Origin of the sequence: Corynebacterium sp. HMSC30G07 (assembly GCF_001806945.1) — a bacterium.
GTDB lineage: Bacteria > Actinomycetota > Actinomycetes > Mycobacteriales > Mycobacteriaceae > Corynebacterium > Corynebacterium riegelii.
In genome coordinates this window covers 1-17,299 of the sequence record NZ_KV786467.1, presented here as the reverse complement: position 1 = coordinate 17,299, position 17,299 = coordinate 1, and the positions used below count along the sequence as shown (strand labels likewise).

Genomic DNA, 17,299 nt, shown 5'->3' with positions numbered 1-17,299 from the left:
TGCTCGTTGTGCCTATTCGGTATCGATAAAACTCAAGACTTCAGCCACCACCCGCTGCGGTGGCCGCGAATCCGTCCGTACGCGGTGATCCGCTACTTCACGATAGAACGGTTCACGCGTAACTAGCAGGTTGCGGTAGTGCTCGTGCGGGTCATCTGCCTGCAGTACGGGCCGCGATGTGTCTTCTGCGGTACGGCGGATGCCCTCCTCTGCAGTGACATCGATCCACACCACCGTGTGGTTCTGCAAGAGGGCGCGGGTGGATTCAGTCAGCACTGCTCCACCGCCAAGGCTGACCACGCCGCCCGTAGCCAACGCACGTGCTACGTAGTCTGCTTCAACCTCGCGGAACGCTTTTTCTCCCAGCTCGCTGAAGATTTCGCCGCAGGACTTGCCTTCGCCCTGCTCAATCAACGTGTCTGAATCCACTACTGGCAGGTTCAGGGCACTGCCCAACCTACGACCAATTGTGGATTTACCTGCACCGGGCGGACCAACCAGGACAACGCGCGGGGAAGAATTCACAACATGCGGCGGCTCCGGAGCCGCGATCGTGGCTTCAGACATCTAGTTCTCTCCCTCTTCGGAGTCGGCGAATGCAAGGCGCGTAGACACGTACTCCTTGTAGGAGTTGATATTGCGCTTAACCTCTTCCAAGCTGTCTCCCCCAAACTTTTCGGTAACAGCGCGGGCGAGCACCAGAGCAACCATGGCCTCGGCGACGACGCCACCGGCTGGCACTGCGCACACGTCAGAGCGCTGGTGGATACCGGTTGCGGCACCACCAGTCGACATATCCACAGTCTTCAGTGCACGCGGCACCGTGGAAATCGGCTTCATAGCTGCGCGGACGCGCAGCTGCTCACCGTTGGTCATGCCGCCTTCCAGGCCACCGGCACGGTTGGAGAGACGACGCAGCTGCCCGTTCTCACGCACCATTTCGTCGTGCGCTGCGGAGCCGCGACGGCGAGCTTCCTCAAAGCCGTCACCAATCTCCACGCCCTTGACACTCTGGATACCCATCAGTGCGCCGGCCAGCTGAGCATCCAAACGGTGCTCACCGGAGATGTGGGAGCCAAGCCCGATCGGCAGACCATCCACAATCACCTCAACAATGCCACCGAGGGTGTCGCCAGCCTTCTTCGCTGCTTCAATGCACGCCACCATGTCAGCCTCCGCGTCCTTGTTAAAGGCACGCACCGGGGAAGCATCAATGGCCTCAATGTCCGCAAACGCCGGGGACTGCCCCTCATACGCCGCGGACTCACCGATGGAGACCACGTGGGAGAACACCTCCACCCCCAAGGTCTCACGTAGGAAGCTACGCGCAACCGCGCCCGCAGCAACGCGCGCTGCAGTCTCACGCGCTGAAGAACGCTCTAGGACCGGGCGGGCAGAGTCAAAGCCGTATTTCACCATGCCAGCAAAGTCGGCGTGGCCAGGACGCGGACGTGTCAGTTTCGCACCGCGGCCAGAAGCCAGTGCCTTGGCAACCTCCGGATCCGATTCATCCACCGGCTCCGCGCTCATGATGGTGGTCCACTTCGGCCATTCAGTGTTGCCAATCTGGATGGCAATCGGGCTGCCAATCGTGCGCCCATGCACAACACCAGTGAGCAAGGTGAGCTCATCAGCCTCAAACTTCATACGCGCACCACGGCCGTAGCCGAGGCGGCGGCGAGCTAGCTGGTGGCCAATCTCGTCCTTGGTCACCGGCACCCCAGCCGGCAAGTTTTCAATAAGCGCTACCAGCGCCTGTCCATGGGATTCCCCAGCGGTAGTCCAACGAAGCATTGCAGCATTGTCTCACACATGCGCTAAGAAAACGCACAGACTGCGACAAGACACCACGTTGAAATAATCATCGACGGTCCATGCGCTACCGATTTACGCCGCAAAACCAACGATATACCTATGGTGAGCAGGGACGATAGCGCAACAGCCGCAATAACCCCGCCGATTCCGCCCATCGCGGCCACCACCACCCCAAGTGGAACTGCAAGCTTGATGTCACCCCCGCCGATGCCACGCCCAAACGCCAGATAGGCTAACCCCCACAACAATCCCCACGCCCACTGCGGGTGCACCATGCACGCGCCGAGTGCCAGCACTGCGGCTGGAAGGGTCAGGATGTTGGGAAGGATGTTACGCCATGCGTCGATAAGCAGAAGCCCCAACGACCATACAACAAATACCCCGAACCCCATGCCGGGGATTCTATCAGCGCTGAACGTGTGCGAACAGGGCCTCGCGCATCTTTTCACGCGGGGCCTCAACCCCAGTGAACTGCTCAAACTGGGAGTAAGACTGCCCGGCCAGCATGGATAGCCCGCCAACAGCGTGATACCCGTTGGAAGCGGCGCACACCGCAAGCGGTGTCGGCCAAGGGTCATAGATCACATCCAGCACCGGCGCATGCGCAAGTGCAGGCACATAGGGCTCGATGCCTGCCGACGGCACCGTGGAGACCACCACATCCGCAGCCATAGTGATCTGTGCAATATCAGTGCCCTCAAAAGGAACAAACGCAGCGTCCATCCCCTCAGTCAACCCAGCAAACTCATCTGCGCGGTCAGAGCGGTTCAAGATAGTCACCTGCTTCGCACCGAGCTGGCGCAACGCCCACACAGCAGGGCGAGCCGTACCACCTGCACCCACCACCACAGCAGTGCGAATCGGCGCGCCACGCATCAGCTCTTCCAAGGCGATCAGCAGGCCTTCACTGTCCGTGTTATCCGCACGCCAAGACTTTTCATCGATGCGCACCAGCGTGTTCGCCGAGCCGATCTCGCGCGCACGATCAGTCACTTCATCAGCAAACTCAAGCGCCGCGAACTTCGCGGGCATGGTCACCGAGAAACCGCGGAAGGACTCGTCTGCCCCACCCACAATGCGCGGCAAATCCTCTGCCTTGCACTCAAAACGGGTGTATTCCCAGTTGTCTAAGCCGGTGGCTTTAAAACCCGCCGAGTGCAGGACCGGCGAAAGCGAGTGCTGAATGGGAAAACCCAGTACGGCTGCGCGCAACATATTCATCGTGCCTGCCTAACGCTGGGAATCCAGCACGCCGCTTTCAATTGCGCGAACCGTATCAGCCATGTGCTGCTCAAACGTGTCGTTGAACACCGTGGTGCCGTCCTTATCCACGGTGACAAAGAACAGCCAATTGCCCTCAGCCGGGTTCTCCATTGCCTCAATAGCCTCGATCGACGGCGACGCGATCGGCGTCTCCGGCAGGCCGTCCTTGGCGTAGGTATTCCACGGGGTCACACGCCCACGGTCCTCATCCGTGGTCGCCACCTCTACAGACGGCAGCCCGTAGTTCACGGTGGAATCAAACTCAAGACGCATCGGAGCATCCAGGCGGTTCAAGATCACACGCGCGACCTTGTCAAACTCACCAGCTGGGGCTTCGCGCTCCACCAGGGAGGCCGCAATCAGCAGCTCATACGGCGACATACCGACTGCTGCTGCGCGTTCCGTGATCCCCGTTGCCTCATACTGTGCTGCAGAGCGGGTAATCAGGTCAGTCAGAATATCTTCTGCACTTGCACCCGGATCAATGATGTACTCGCCCGGAGCAATAAGGCCCTCGAGGCGCTTTGCATCACCTGCGCGCTGCGCAACCTGCTCACGCGCCCACTCCGGCACACCTAGAGCTGCAGGATCCGCGTTCGCCGCAACCTTGTTCAGCTGCTCAATATCCACGCAGCCGCTCATATTCGTGCCGCCACAGGTGACGTCCTGAATCATGGACAAAATACCGAAGCGGGTCTGCCCACCAAGCACGTTGATGTCCATCAGCGTTGCACCGCCGTAAACCTTCAGCGGGGTGATCTTATTGGCGTCATTCACAAGCGCCGCAACCGCAGCCTTAGCGCTCATCTCACCCTGCAAGCGGTAGAAACCTGGGTGGATGTTGTCCGCGTCAGGGTTGTTCGCCGCCGCGGCCTGGAACGCGCTATTAGAAGCAACAATGCCGCGCTCCTCCAACTCAGGACCAAGAGCAGAGATAGTCGAGCCTTCAGGGATCTGCACGATCTCTTCCACGCCATTGCCCTCCCCGCTAAAGTCCCTGGAACCGCTTCCGCGTGACACTGCGATCACGGCGATCAGCCCGATGATGAGCAGGATCGAGGCGATAAGCACGGCGATACTGCGCGTTTTGCGCTGTGCGCTTCGTCGGGTGGTCACGATTCGTTCTCCTTCAGGTTGTTGTTGCGCCCATCTAACCAAGATTGGAGGATCTCCACAGCCGCCGCTTGGTCAATAAACTTGCGCCCCTGCTTCTCAGAAGTGCCAGCGGCACGCATTGCAGACGCAGCGACGACGGTAGTGAGCCGCTCATCCGCCATCCGCACTGGCAAACCTGTGCGCCGGCGGATGCGAAACGCGATCTCCTTGGCATGTTTGACGCTGTTACTGCCGTTGCCTTGCAAGTCACGCGGCAGCCCAACTACCACCTCTACTGCTTCATACTCACTGGCCAGCTGAACAAGACGGTCAATATCTTCACCATCACGGTCCTTGAAGCCAGTGACGCGGGAAACAGTTTCTAGAGGCGTTGCCATACGCGCGTCACGGTCAGAGACAGCCACCCCGATGCGCACCGTGCCCACATCCACGCCTAAACGGCGGCCGGGGCCCGGGTCATCCACACCAGGTGTGTCTGGCTCTACCTTCATCGCATTGATCCTTCAACTGTCTTTACATAGCGCTATTCAGCAGTGCTTGTTGGCAGTGTTTTTACTGGTGTTTTTACTAATGTTTTCCAAGCATTGCTGGTGCATTACCGACGCTAATGCGAAAACACGCCGAAGCGCACCCAGCGCTCGGCGTGTCACGTAATCAATTCGTTATCTTAAGCATCCAACTGCTCGCGCAACGCTGCCAAACCAGCATCGATGCCCTCTGGGTTGTTGCCAGAACCCTGGGCCAGGTCTGGCTTACCGCCGCCCTTTCCGCCCACGTGGGAACCAAATGCTGCGACCAGCTCACCAGCCTTGATGCCCGCGTCCACGGCCGCCTCAGTAGCGGCGATTGCGAATGCCGCCTTCCCGCCCGCCTTCGAGGCAAGCACCACCACAGCGTCGGCAGCGCCGAACTTGCCGCGGATGTCACTAGCCATCGTTCGCAGGTCACCGGTGTTAATCCCCTCCGGCAAGTGCACGGCGGCCAGCTTGCGGCCGTTAGCCAGCTCCTGAGCACCAGCAACAATGGCACCAGTGTTGGACAGCAGCTGCTGGCGGTGGAGGTTCTCTACTTCCTTCTCAGCCGCGCGCAAACGCTCAGTCAGCTGAGCAATGCGCTCGGGCAACTGATCAGTCGGGGTCTTCAATTCCGCAGCCAGGCCAGACGCCAACGCTGCTTCCTTGGAGAAGTAACGGAAAGATTCCAGGCCAGAGTAGGCCTCAATGCGGCGCGCACCAGAGCCAACCGATGACTCACCCAGCACTGCAACCGGGCCAATCTGGGAGGAGTGGCTGACGTGAGTACCACCGCACAGCTCGATGGAGAACGGGCCACCGATCTCCACCACGCGCACCTGGTCGCCATAGTTCTCGCCGAACAGTGCCATCGCGCCCATGGCCTTGGCTTCTTCCAGGCTGGTCTCAATGGTGTTGACGGCAAAGTCCGCATCCACCGCCTGGTTGGTAATGGTGGCAATCTCTTCCAGCTGCGCATCCGTCAGCTGCTCGGTGTAGTTGAAGTCAAAGCGCAGGTAGCCCGGCTTGTTCAAAGAACCGGCCTGGACTGCGGTTGGGCCAAGCACCTCACGAAGTGCTGCGTGGATCAGGTGCGTTGCGGTGTGTGCCTGGCGGGCACCGTGGCGCCACGCCTCATCCACCTCAGCAGTGACCGTCTGGCCAAGGTCAAGGCCGCCATTTTGCACCGTCGCCTTGTGCACCCAGAGCTTCTTGCCAATTTTTTGCACGTCGTTGACGTTGAGCACGGTATCGCCCACGACGATGCGGCCACGGTCCGCCATCTGGCCGCCGGCCTCGGCGTACATCGGGGTGACATCCAGGATCACCTCAACCTCATCGCCTGCGGTGACCTCGCCAACCTTTTCGCCGTCACGGACAAGGCCGATCACATTCGCGCTGTGAGTGAGCTCATCAAAGCCAACAAACTGAGTCGGGTTGGCGTCAACCCACTCGCGGTAGAGCGAGTCATCGCGGTTGCCCATCTTCTTGGCCTTGTTGTCAGCCTTTGCGCGGGCGCGCTGCTCCTCCATCGAGGCGTGGAACGCGTCCATATCCACGTCCAGGCCGGCTTCACGAGCCATCTCAAGCGTTAGGTCAATCGGGAAACCGTAGGTGTCGTGGAGCTCAAACGCCTGCTCGCCAGAAATCTGGGTGCCGCCCGCGGACTTCAGCGCTGCCGCGGTCTCATCAAAGCGGTGGGTACCAGACTCCAGCGTCTTAGAAAACGCGCGCTCCTCAGCCATGGCCACGCGCAGAATACGGTCGCGGTTATCAGCAATCTCCGGGTACGACGGCGTCATCGTATCCATGATCGTCTCCATCAGCGGCTGCATCACCGGGCCGGTTGCGCCCAGCAGGCGCGCGGAGCGGATGATGCGACGCAGCAGACGGCGCAGGATATAACCACGGCCCTCATTAGACGGGGTAACGCCATCCAGGATGATCATCATGGATGTACGCGAGTGGTCTGCAATCACGCGGAAGCGAACGTCATCAGCTGGGGTTCCAGCGTCATACTTCGTACCGCTGAGCTGCTCGGCCACGTCAATCACAGGGCGCAGCAGGTCAGTCTCGTAGACGTTGTCTACGCCCTGCAGGATGCAGGCCACACGCTCAATGCCCAGGCCGGTATCGATGTTCTTGTTCGGCAGCTCGCCGAGAATCTCAAAGCCGCCCTTCTTGTCACCAGCGCCGCGGATGGATTCCATGAACACGAGGTTCCAGATCTCCATGTAACGGTTATCGTCCGCAATCGGGCCGCCCTCGTTGCCGTACTCCGGGCCACGGTCGTAGTAGATCTCAGAGCACGGTCCACACGGGCCGGGCACACCCATGGACCAGAAGTTGTCCTCCATGCCCATGCGCTGGATGCGTTCCGACGGCACGCCGATCACGTTCTCCCAAATCTGCGCCGCCTCATCGTCCTCAGTAAACACGGTTACCCACAGACGCTCCGGGTCAAGACCCAGGCCACCGTCTTCCACAGCACCAGTCAGCAGCGACCACGCGTGCTTGATCGCACCTTCCTTGAAGTACTGGCCGAAGGAGAAGTTGCCCGCCATCTGGAAAAACGTGTTGTGGCGGGTAGTAATACCCACTTCTTCAATGTCAAGGGTGCGCACGCACTTCTGAATCGAGGTAGCAGTGCCGTTTTCAAACGGCGGCGTCTGCTGGCCCAGGAAGTACGGCTTGAATGGCACCATGCCGGCGTTGACAAAGAGCAACGTCGGATCATCAAGAATCAGCGAGGCGCTGGGCACCTCAGTGTGTCCGCTCCTCACGAAGTGGTTGGTAAACCGCTCGCGAATCTCATGAGTCTGCACGACGTGCCTGTCCTTTCAACGAGAAAATCTCATAGCAAAATTACGTCCGGAAATACTCTACCCGCGACCCCGCACCATCCTGCGCAGCCGCCCAAGGTATTCACTGATCCGTTTCTCCGCACCGTGGTTTGTCGGCTGGTAGTACACCGCATCTTCCAACCCTTCCGGGATGTACTGCTGCTCGACCACACCACGCGGATCATCGTGGGGGTACTTGTAGCCCACCGCGTGTCCAAGGGCTTTCGCACCCTCGTAGTGTCCGTCGCGCAAGTGCGGCGGCACCGGCCCCACCTTGCCCGCGCGCACATCAGCTTGCGCCGCAGAGATCGCCTCTATGACGGAGTTGGATTTCGGCGCAGTTGCTAGGTGGATCGTCGCCTGTGCGAGGGTCAGACGCGCCTCCGGCATGCCGATGAACTGCACGGCCTGGGCTGCGGCCGTTGCAGTCTGCAGCGCGGTGGGATCAGCCATGCCAATGTCTTCCGAGGCGTGAATGACCAGACGACGCGCAATAAAACGCGGATCCTCGCCCGCCTCAATCATGCGTGCCAAATAATGCAGCGCAGCATCCACGTCCGAGCCGCGAATCGACTTAATGAAGGCGCTGGTGATGTCGTAGTGCTGATCCCCATCACGGTCGTAGCGCACCACGGCACGATTGACGTTGTTGCGGATCACCTCTTCCGTCACTTCCCCACCCGCGGGCACCGCCTCGGCGGCGGCCTCAAGATACGTCAAGGCACGACGCGCGTCGCCTGAGGCGAGGAGGGTGAGTTGGTTCAACGCTGCGTCGTCAAGCGAAATGCTCTTGGCAAGCCCCCGCTCATCAGCCACCGCACGGGTGAGCACCCCGCGGATATCCTCATCGCTCAGCGGCTCAAGCTTCAGCAGCAACGAACGCGACAGCAGCGGGGCAACCACGCTAAACGATGGGTTTTCCGTCGTCGCCGCAACCAGAAGCACCGTACGGTTTTCCACCGCCGCCAGCAGCGCATCCTGCTGGGTTTTGGAAAAGCGGTGCACCTCATCGATAAACAGCACCGTCTTTTCACCACGGGCAAGGTCGCGCCGAGCGGTATCAATCACGGCGCGCACTTCCTTAACCCCCGATGTCAGCGCGGACAGCCCAATGAAGTTCTGCCCCATCGTCGCCGCAATCAGCGAGGCAATCGTGGTTTTCCCCGTCCCCGGCGGCCCGTAGAGGATCACACTGGCTGCGCCAGAGCCCTCGATCAGGCGGCGCAGCGGTTTGCCCTCCCCCAACAGGTGACGCTGGCCGGCGATCTCATCGATCGTGCGCGGGCGCATTCGCGCAGCCAGCGGCGCGTGCGGTCCAACTTCAAAGAAGCTGGAGCCCCTATTGCTTATCGACGCCCCGCCGACCTCATCATCCCCGAACAAACCCTCCTGTGCCATAGTGCAACCTACTTCAGTTACTACTTCAGTCGCTGCGCAACATCGCTGGCAAACTGGGAAATGACCAGGTAAGCAGTGTCACGGCCAGTACCGGCGTAAGCAGCAAGAGCGTTGAACGTCTCGTGCAGATCCTCACGGACAATGAGTTCCTCGTGACTGAACGGGCCTTCGCTTGCGGGACGCAACATGTCACCACTGGAGATGCCAGCATCCGCGAATCCAAGCACGGACTCCGCAACCTCCTCGTTCACGTCCACGCCTGCGGCCGCAAATTCGGTAGCCAGCTCCTCATCCGTAGCCACCACCTCCGCAAGCGCCACTGGGTTGAGCACCGTCAAGCTGGACAGCGCCCACCCGATCATGCCTGCGGTGATACGCGCCTGAAGGGTGTCCTCGTGGTTGAGCAGCGGCCAGGTGCCACGGACTTCACGCAGCCAGGCCTCAATAAACGCACTGACCGCATCCTCGTGGTACGCACGCGGAGACAGATACAACGGGAACCCGGCGACCACAAACGCCACATCAAAGGTAGCGTCACGGAAACCGGCCCACTCATAGTCCAGAAACTGCGTCCCTGAATCCGTGTACATCACGTTGTCCGGGCTCAAATCAAACGGCGTAAACGCGCGCACACCACCGCGAAGCAGACGTGACTGCAGGTTTGAGGCAGTCACCTTCACCTCATTTGGCACCTCGAAGCCGGCCTGCTCAAGAATGGCCAGGCCCAAACGGATGCGGTGAGACAGCAGCCGATCACGCAACTGCTGGATCTTCTCCGCACCGGTGCGGGAACGCGTCATCCTTGCAAACAACGCGTTGTACTGCGCTTCCTTATCTGCCGTGCCGGCGTGCATCTTGCCAAGGGCCGTGCCCAAATTGCGCAGAATCTGCACGTGCTGGATGTCGTCAGCGCGTTCCAACATGGTCGCCAGCGTGTCAGCATCGCCAGCGTCCGAAAGAATGATCATCCGGGCGTCCAAGTCATAGCCCAACATCACTGGGCCAGGGCGCACGTCACTGCTTAGCGAGGTTGTGAATTGATAGGCCACGACCTCACGCAAAAACGCAGCATCATCAAACAGATTTCCCGTCTCCGGGGAGTGCTTCACCACTACCGTCCTGTGTTGCAGGAACGGGTTGGTAGCCACCTTCGCGCGGTACACACCGGCAACGCCGGAACCAGACAACGCAGTGACGTCGGTGAGCTTTTGGGCACCCCCGTAGCGCCGCGTGAGCACACTCTCCGCGGCGGAAATTACGGCATCGCGATCCATATTGGGTCTCTACCGGCGTTAGGCGTTGTCGCCGTCTGCCTTCTCTGTGGATTTTTCGGTGTTCTTCTTCGGCTTGAAATCCACACCCGTCTCTGCACGCTGTGCTGCCGGAATTGGGGCCGGCGCATCCGTCAACGGGTCAACACCGCCACCGGACTTCGGGAACGCAATAACGTCTCGGATGGATTCAAAGCCACCGAGCAGCGAGACGATGCGGTCCCAGCCGAAGGCGATACCGCCGTGCGGAGGAGCGCCGAACTGGAAAGCATCAAGCAGGAAGCCGAACTTCTCGTCTGCTTCCTCATCGGTGATGCCCATGACCTCAAACACGCGCTTCTGTACGTCGTGCTGGTGGATACGGATGGAGCCACCGCCGATCTCATTGCCGTTGCAGACAATGTCATAGGCGTACGCGAGTGCTTCGCCAGGGTTGTTCTCGAAGTTATCCATAAACTCCGGCTTCGGGGAGGTAAACGCGTGGTGCACAGCCGTCCACTTGGAGTGGCCCAGCGCCACGTCGCCGGAAGCCGTTGCATCCGCAGCCGGCTCGAACAGCGGCGCGTCCACAACCCAGGTAAACGCCCAGTCGCCTTCCTTGATCAGGTCCAGCTTGCGAGCGATCTCACCGCGGGCTGCGCCAAGCAGTGCGCGAGAAGACTTCGTGTCACCGGCAGCGAAAAAGATTGCGTCCCCCGGCTTCGCGCCAACGTGTGCTGCAATGCCAGCCTTTTCTTCATCGGTGATGTTCTTAGCCACAGGGCCGGTCAGCTCACCGTCTTCCTGAATCAGGATGTAGGCAAGGCCCTTCGCACCGCGCTGTTTGGCCCACTCCTGCCAAGCATCCAGCTGCCTGCGCGGCTGAGATGCGCCACCGTCCATCACCACGGCGCCCACGTACTCAGCGTTGAATACGCGGAACGGGGTGTCCTTGAAAAACTCGGTGCAGTCCACCAGCGGGATGTCAAAGCGCAGGTCCGGCTTGTCAGAGCCGTACTTTTCCATCGCCTCCTTGTAGGTCATGCGCGGAATCGGCGTCTGAATCTCGTAGCCAATGAGCTTCCACAGCTCCACCAAGATTTCCTCGGCCAGCTCAATGATGTCATCTTGGTCAACAAAGCTGGCCTCAACGTCCAGCTGGGTGAACTCAGGCTGGCGGTCAGCGCGGAAATCCTCATCGCGGTAGCAGCGAGCGATCTGGTAGTAGCGCTCCATGCCGGAGACCATCAGCAGCTGCTTAAACAGCTGTGGCGACTGCGGCAGTGCGTACCAGGAGCCCGGCTTCAAACGTGCCGGCACCAGGAAGTCACGTGCACCCTCCGGGGTGGAGCGCGTCAGCGTCGGCGTCTCAATCTCTACGAAATCGTGGTTGTCCAGCACGCGGCGTGCAGCCTGGTTTGCCTTTGCACGCAGACGCATGGCGTTCGCCTGACGCTCACGGCGCAGATCCAGGTAGCGGTACTTCAGGCGGGTCTCTTCACCGACCTCGGTGGAGGACGCATCTTCAATCTGGAACGGCAGCGCCGCCGACTTGTTCAATACGGTCAGCTCGGTGGCGTTGACCTCGATCTCGCCGGAAGCCAGGTTCGGGTTTGCAGAGCCTTCCGGACGTGGCTCCACCACGCCGGTGACCTTGACAACGAACTCACTACGCAGGTCGTGCGCAGCCTCCGCCACATCAGATTCACGGAAGACAACCTGGGCGATACCCGAGCGGTCGCGCAGATCGATGAAGATCACGCCACCGTGGTCGCGGCGTCGTGCCACCCAACCGGTGAGGGTGACAGTCTGGCCATCGAGGTCTTTATTGAGGTTCCCCGCAAGGTGAGTGCGCAGCACGGTGTTTTCCTAGTCCTTCCAAAAGGCGTTAAAACTTATCGCGCAAGAGTCTACCGCGACCGTCTCAAGACATGCGCTTAGGTTGTTTGGCACAATGCAAGCCATGACGTTTAGAGGAGATGCCAGCCAAGGCGCAAGCGGGCGTGTGCAAACCAGTTCAGGTTCCCGTGGCGGACAGCGAGGCGGTTCAGGCGGCCTGCTTGCACTGCCGTTGTTGCTTGGCGGCGGTGGTGGCGGAACCATCCTTTTGATCTTGCTGGTGCTGCTCTTCTTCAACGGTGGCCTCGGGGGTCTTGGTCTTGGTGGTGACCAGCAGGGCCACTACCAGTCGCAGGGCGACTACAACCTGGAGCACTGTGATCAGCCGAATGCGGCTAATGAGTATTCGGACTGCCTTGCCGCGGCGACGGTCCTGTCTGTTGATGATGTGTGGTCCCAGGTACTGCCGGCGCAGGCCAACTTGGAGTACCGCCCGGCAGGTATGCATATTTTCAAGGGCGAAGTGGCTTCCGGCTGTGGTTACGCATCTTCTGCAACGGGGCCGTTCTACTGCCCGCGCGATGAGACGGCGTACTTGGATGTGTCCTTCTTCGATCAGCTGCAGCAGCTTGGCGGCAGCGCAGGTCCGCTGGCTCAGGCATATGCCACCGCGCACGAGATGGGTCACCACATCCAGCACATCGAGGGCACCCTGGGGTTGAGTGATTACAAGAACCCTGGCGAAGACTCCGCTGCGGTTGCTATTGAGCTGCAGGCGGACTGCTATGCAGGCCTGTGGGCACATTACGCACAGCAGGGTGGGCGTTTGGAGTCTGTTTCGGACGAGCAGCTGCACGAGGCAATCCAAACCGCACAGTCCATCGGTGATGACAACATTCAGCGTCGCTCCGGCGGCGAGGTCGACCCAGACGCGTGGACCCACGGCTCCTCCGAGCAGCGCGGCACCGCTTTTATGGCTGGCTACCAGACCGGCAAGATGTCCGCCTGCGACACCCTCAACCGAGGCGTGTACAACGACTAATTCGCGTACGCTCGCGGTCATGGCTGATTCACCAAATCGCGCCGTTGCATTCCTTGCCGCGTTCAATGACGTGGAGGGGTTTCTGCGCGAGGCGTTAGGCGCGAAGAAAAGCGACTCTTTTAAGTGGATGTGCTCCCAGGCAGCCAAGCGTGGGTTGATTACCTGGGAACAGTCCACTGATCTGAAGGAATACGCTGAGCTGCGCAATGCGATCAGCCACGGCGAGTACCGGGACTTCAAACCAATCGCGGAGCCGTTGCCTGAAACCGTCGCAGCACTCGAGCATCTTCGGGACGTGTTGCTCAAACCCGTCACCGCATTAGAGGTGGTGGGCCAGAACCAAAAGGTGGTCACCTTCTCCCCCGCTGATGCGGTTCGCGATGCGCTGCATGCGATCCGGGAGTCAGGCCACACACAGTTTCCGATTTACGACGGTGGCGTGTGCGTCGGCCTACTGACCACCAATGCCATTGCGCGTTGGATTGCAGTCGTCTTACAAGATGACGACACTATCGGTTCAACGTCTATCAGCGAGGCGCTTAAACTTTCCGGACAACACGACCACCCGGTGTTTCTGCCGCGAACCGCACCGGCAGCCGCGGCCATCGAAGCGTTGACTACACCGCTAAAATCTGGCGCACTGCCACGTGTGGCAATCATTACGGAGCACGGCAACGCTGACCAGCGCCCCATTGCCGTAGTCGGCCCAACGGACATTCCGGCACTTGCTGCCGTTACCTAAGCCCACAACCAACCCACCTTGGAGGAGGAAGTTTCAATGCCAACCAAGTCAGCAACTGTTAGCGTTCTTGATCTGTTTTCTATCGGCATCGGCCCGTCTTCCTCACACACGGTGGGCCCGATGCGCGCAGCCCAGGCGTTTGTGAGTACCCTGCCGCAGCTGCCGGCGAAGGTGCGCGTAGCACTTCGTGGCTCGCTTGCCGCCACTGGTGTTGGCCACGGCACCGACCGCGCGGTTCTGCTTGGCCTTGTCGGATACACGCCGACGACAACCAGCGCAGACATTTCGCCGAAACCCGGCGAAGAAATCCCGCTGACTGGCACCATCTCGGGTCCTGTCGGCAGCGTGGAGTATGAGGTGGAGTTCAACCCCCAGCCGGTGCCAGAACACCCCAACTGCCTGATTTTTGACGCTTGGGATGCCCAAGGCAACCAGCTGGCAGAGAACGTGGAGTACTTCTCCATCGGCGGTGGGTTCATCCTTGACCGTGCGGGCATGTCCGCGCATGAGAACGAAGCTGGCGTGGTTGCTGTCGCGCACGAGAAGACTGTGCCCTACCCCTTTGACACGGGTAAAGAACTGATGGAGCAGTGCGCCACGCACGGTCTAACCATCGCCCAAGTCATGCGGGCAAACGAGGAAGCCTTGCACGGCAGGGACGCTCTCAACGAGCACTTGGACGCCGTGTGGGACGTCATGCAGGAGTGTGTTGCCCACGGGCTGAAAACCGAGGGCACACTGCCAGGCGGCCTCAACGTCAAACGTCGCGCGAACCGTCTCCACCGCCTGCTAACCGCGGAATATCAAGCGTCAACGGCCCGCGGGCTTGACGCGATGGAGTGGGTCAACCTGTATGCGCTTGCGGTCAATGAGGAAAACGCTGCGCACGGGCAGGTGGTTACTGCCCCGACGAACGGTGCGGCAGGCATCATCCCGTCGGTGATGCATTATTGCCGTGACTTCACCGACGATTTTGACCGCGACCGCGTGCACGAATTCTTGCTCACGGCAGGCGCTATCGGCGTCATTATTAAAACCAACGCCTCGATTTCGGGTGCGGAGGTTGGCTGCCAGGGCGAGGTTGGCTCGGCGTCATCCATGGCTGCCGCTGGTATGTGCGCCATCCTTGGCGGCACCCCGCAGCAGGTAGAGAACGCCGCTGAGATCGCACTCGAGCATAACTTGGGGCTTACCTGCGACCCTGTCGGCGGGCTTGTGCAGGTTCCCTGCATTGAGCGAAACGCCATCGGTGGTGTGAAAGCCATCAATGCGGCGCGTTTGGGCAAGCTTGGCGATGGCACCAACATTGTCACCCTCGACGACGTCGTTGAAACCATGGCCTCCACTGGCCGCGACATGATGACGAAGTACAAGGAGACGTCTATGGGCGGCCTCGCTGTGCAGCTTGGTCTGCCGGTCAACATCATCGAGTGCTAGTCCAACTGGGCTCTACAAAACCTGCTCAATTTGCTCTTTTGCGTGCGTAAAGCGGTCCTCCATGACCGCCATACTGAATGCGTCCGCACCATGTGCGGTGGCTAATGCCGGCGCTTGTTCTAGGACGCTGCGCACCTGACGGAGCCATTCTGTGGTTTCGATATCGAGGGATACGCCGAAGAGGTCGAGTACTGCCGGCTCTGTGAAGTCTTCGAGGGATAGCTGCGACTTGCCGTCGAGTGTGAGCTCGTAGGCATCGCCGTCCCCAGGCGGGGTGGGGTTGACATCGAATACCGGTGATAGGACCCAGGACCCGCCATTCCGAAGAAAACCGTGGTTGCGGAGATGGTTGTCTACGTTGCCAACGAGGACCCCGAAAACGGCACGTCGCCATTGCTCGGTGGTATCTGCGCCACTGTATTGGGACCATTCCATGAGATCGATCCAGTCACCGCCGCCTCCGTCAACGGCTTGCAGCGCGGTCATTGCAGACATGTAGGGAATGCGTACCCCTGCAACGTCACGGTCGAAGCGACGCAGGAACAACACTGTGCGGTCCTCCCCATCGACAATAAAAGTGCGGGTTTCATGGGCAGGAACCTTTATTCCCACTCGCTGCATCAGCCCTAGTGTTGCTGCCTCCCATGCCATAACGTTCCACTGATCCCCGTGGGGTTTAGGAAACTTTGCAAGCCACAGCTCTTGCCCACGTCGGACATTGGCTTTGGGACGCGCACCGCCAAGCGATCCAGTCGCGCGGAACAATCTCCTCACATTGCGCTCGAGAATATCTCTGTCACCGCGCTGTACTTGATCAGCCGTGCGCAAAACCTCTACAAGTTCGTGCTCACCCGGAACGCCTTCGCCATCTGCGACCGCAACTCCATCGACCCAGAAGCGGGTCGCCCCTTGCCTGCCGTTGTCATTGACCCCAAGCAGCAGCGAAACCTCGTCCAGATTTCGCCCTGCTGCGCGCATGAGAACTTTTCGGCCCCATGTATCTGGCGCGGAGTCGCTAAACGGGTTTACTGGCAAGATTGGCTGTGGCCCTGAGAAAAGACCAAGCGCTGGAGCTAAGGAAAAGGCGTCCGGACGGGCCAAAAAGGAGGGTTCGTACGCAAACGACGCCGACGCTCGCGTGCGGTAAATATATCCAGCAAGGACGTCATTGCCGCCAATGACGGTGGTAACCGCAATCTTACTGTCGCCCACTACCTTCTCCCCTAGAAATCCGGTTTCGGGGTTCGAACCCGTTCGGGCAGCTGCTCTGCGGCCCGCAAGCGACCCACGTCTGTGAGATAGGGATCGCTTGCCGTGACCACGCGGTCGAGCAGTCCCAGCACGTTGAGGACCGCAAGCGTCGCGTCCAACCCGGCACCCTGCCCGTTTTCCAGCTTGCTCAGCGTGGTCGGCGAAATGCCAGCACGCTCAGCAACCATGCTGCCGGTGAGCCCCAGCAGCTTGCGTTGAATGCGAACATGCTCACCTATCGCGCGCATTCCGCGGCGAACGGGCGTCGGCGTGTATCTCATGCGCTTGATTTTAGCAACAGAAACCTAGCAGGAAAACCAGGTATGTTACAGATTTCTGTTACTTAATCGCGTGCTAGGCCTGGACAGCCGCAGCAACCGCCTCCGCGCTCAGAGCAACCGTCACCTGGGAGTGGTCCGCAAGGTTCTTCACAGTGACCTCCCCGGCCTCCAGCTCGCGATCCCCCAGCACGAGTGCAAACTTGGCGCCAGCGCGGTCAGCGCCCTTCATAGCGCCCTTGAGCCCGCGGCCGCCGTAAGCCATGTCAGTGGAGATACCAGCAGCGCGCAGCTCATTGATCAGCAGCGCCATCCGCTCTTGGGCCTTTTCGCCAATGCCAACGCCAAAGACGTCCACGCGACGCTCAACTCCTTCAAGCGTTACACCCTCAGCTTCAAGCGCGAGCACCGTACGATCCACGCCAAGACCAAAGCCGATACCGGAGAGGTCCTGGCCACCGATCTGGGCCATGAGCCCGTCCCGACTTAGGCCATGGGTGGGTGAGCAACGTC

16 protein-coding genes are annotated in these 17,299 nt (G+C 60.2%); 3 read left to right on the top strand and 13 right to left on the bottom strand.

All coding sequences use genetic code 11. The annotated features are described in order from the left end of the window. Positions 1-12: 12 nt before the first annotated feature. From HMPREF3104_RS06530 to aspS, 10 genes are all read right to left on the bottom strand, one after another. Entirely contained in the window at positions 13-567 is a 555-nt protein-coding gene (locus tag HMPREF3104_RS06530) for a shikimate kinase (RefSeq protein ID WP_070494883.1), read from the bottom strand. Beyond that, positions 568-1,794, bottom strand: coding sequence for a chorismate synthase (gene aroC, locus HMPREF3104_RS06525; RefSeq protein WP_070494882.1), 1,227 nt, complete (start codon positions 1,792-1,794; stop codon positions 568-570). Between the two features lie 23 nt (positions 1,795-1,817). After that, complete coding sequence (locus HMPREF3104_RS06520) at positions 1,818-2,207, bottom strand: A24 family peptidase (RefSeq protein WP_070494881.1); 390 nt, start codon at positions 2,205-2,207, stop codon at positions 1,818-1,820. A 13-nt stretch (positions 2,208-2,220) separates the two neighbouring features. Continuing rightward, positions 2,221-3,030 (bottom strand): shikimate dehydrogenase, encoded by an 810-nt coding sequence (locus tag HMPREF3104_RS06515; protein WP_070495001.1) that lies wholly within the window; start codon positions 3,028-3,030, stop codon positions 2,221-2,223. Positions 3,031-3,045: 15 nt separating this feature from the next. Next, the gene (gene mltG / locus HMPREF3104_RS06510) at positions 3,046-4,194 is read right to left on the bottom strand and encodes an endolytic transglycosylase MltG (protein ID WP_070494880.1); all 1,149 of its coding nucleotides are present in this window, start codon (positions 4,192-4,194) and stop codon (positions 3,046-3,048) included. Then, on the bottom strand, positions 4,191-4,685 hold the full coding sequence (gene ruvX, locus HMPREF3104_RS06505) for a Holliday junction resolvase RuvX (protein ID WP_052204089.1): 495 nt from the start codon (positions 4,683-4,685) through the stop codon (positions 4,191-4,193). Before ruvX ends, mltG begins: the two co-directional genes overlap by 4 nt. A 176-nt stretch (positions 4,686-4,861) precedes the next feature. Next, positions 4,862-7,531 carry an alanine--tRNA ligase gene (gene alaS, locus HMPREF3104_RS06500; RefSeq protein WP_070494879.1) on the bottom strand — a complete coding sequence of 890 codons (2,670 nt, stop codon included), beginning with the start codon at positions 7,529-7,531 and terminating at the stop codon, positions 4,862-4,864. A gap of 57 nt (positions 7,532-7,588) precedes the next feature. Beyond that, positions 7,589-8,947 carry a replication-associated recombination protein A gene (locus HMPREF3104_RS06495; RefSeq protein WP_070494878.1) on the bottom strand — a complete coding sequence of 453 codons (1,359 nt, stop codon included), beginning with the start codon at positions 8,945-8,947 and terminating at the stop codon, positions 7,589-7,591. Positions 8,948-8,967: 20 nt separating this feature from the next. After that, on the bottom strand, positions 8,968-10,221 hold the full coding sequence (locus HMPREF3104_RS06490; protein WP_070494877.1) for a protein kinase family protein: 1,254 nt from the start codon (positions 10,219-10,221) through the stop codon (positions 8,968-8,970). An 18-nt stretch (positions 10,222-10,239) separates the two neighbouring features. After that, entirely contained in the window at positions 10,240-12,057 is a 1,818-nt protein-coding gene (gene aspS, locus HMPREF3104_RS06485; RefSeq protein WP_070494876.1) for an aspartate--tRNA ligase, read from the bottom strand. A 103-nt stretch (positions 12,058-12,160) separates the two neighbouring features. Here aspS and HMPREF3104_RS06480 point away from each other — a divergent pair, with 103 nt between their 5' ends. From HMPREF3104_RS06480 to HMPREF3104_RS06470, 3 genes are read left to right on the top strand one after another with little or no spacing between them, the layout of a single operon-like run. Continuing rightward, on the top strand, positions 12,161-13,078 hold the full coding sequence (locus HMPREF3104_RS06480; protein ID WP_070495000.1) for a KPN_02809 family neutral zinc metallopeptidase: 918 nt from the start codon (positions 12,161-12,163) through the stop codon (positions 13,076-13,078). Between the two features lie 19 nt (positions 13,079-13,097). Next, a complete protein-coding gene (locus HMPREF3104_RS06475; RefSeq protein WP_070494875.1) occupies positions 13,098-13,820 on the top strand; it encodes a CBS domain-containing protein in 723 nt (240 codons plus the stop codon). A gap of 36 nt (positions 13,821-13,856) precedes the next feature. After that, positions 13,857-15,257 carry an L-serine ammonia-lyase gene (locus tag HMPREF3104_RS06470; protein WP_052204076.1) on the top strand — a complete coding sequence of 467 codons (1,401 nt, stop codon included), beginning with the start codon at positions 13,857-13,859 and terminating at the stop codon, positions 15,255-15,257. Positions 15,258-15,269: 12 nt separating this feature from the next. Here HMPREF3104_RS06470 and HMPREF3104_RS06465 read toward each other — a convergent pair whose 3' ends face one another. The 3 genes from HMPREF3104_RS06465 to HMPREF3104_RS06455 form a co-directional block, all read right to left on the bottom strand. After that, positions 15,270-16,469, bottom strand: a complete 1,200-nt coding sequence (locus tag HMPREF3104_RS06465) for a type II toxin-antitoxin system HipA family toxin (RefSeq protein WP_070494874.1) — start codon at positions 16,467-16,469, stop codon at positions 15,270-15,272. A gap of 11 nt (positions 16,470-16,480) precedes the next feature. After that, a complete protein-coding gene (locus HMPREF3104_RS06460) occupies positions 16,481-16,789 on the bottom strand; it encodes a helix-turn-helix domain-containing protein (protein WP_052204071.1) in 309 nt (102 codons plus the stop codon). Positions 16,790-16,862: 73 nt separating this feature from the next. Next, positions 16,863-17,299, bottom strand: a 437-nt coding sequence (locus HMPREF3104_RS06455; RefSeq protein WP_246816375.1) for a His/Gly/Thr/Pro-type tRNA ligase C-terminal domain-containing protein, incomplete at its 5' end; no start/stop codon positions are given.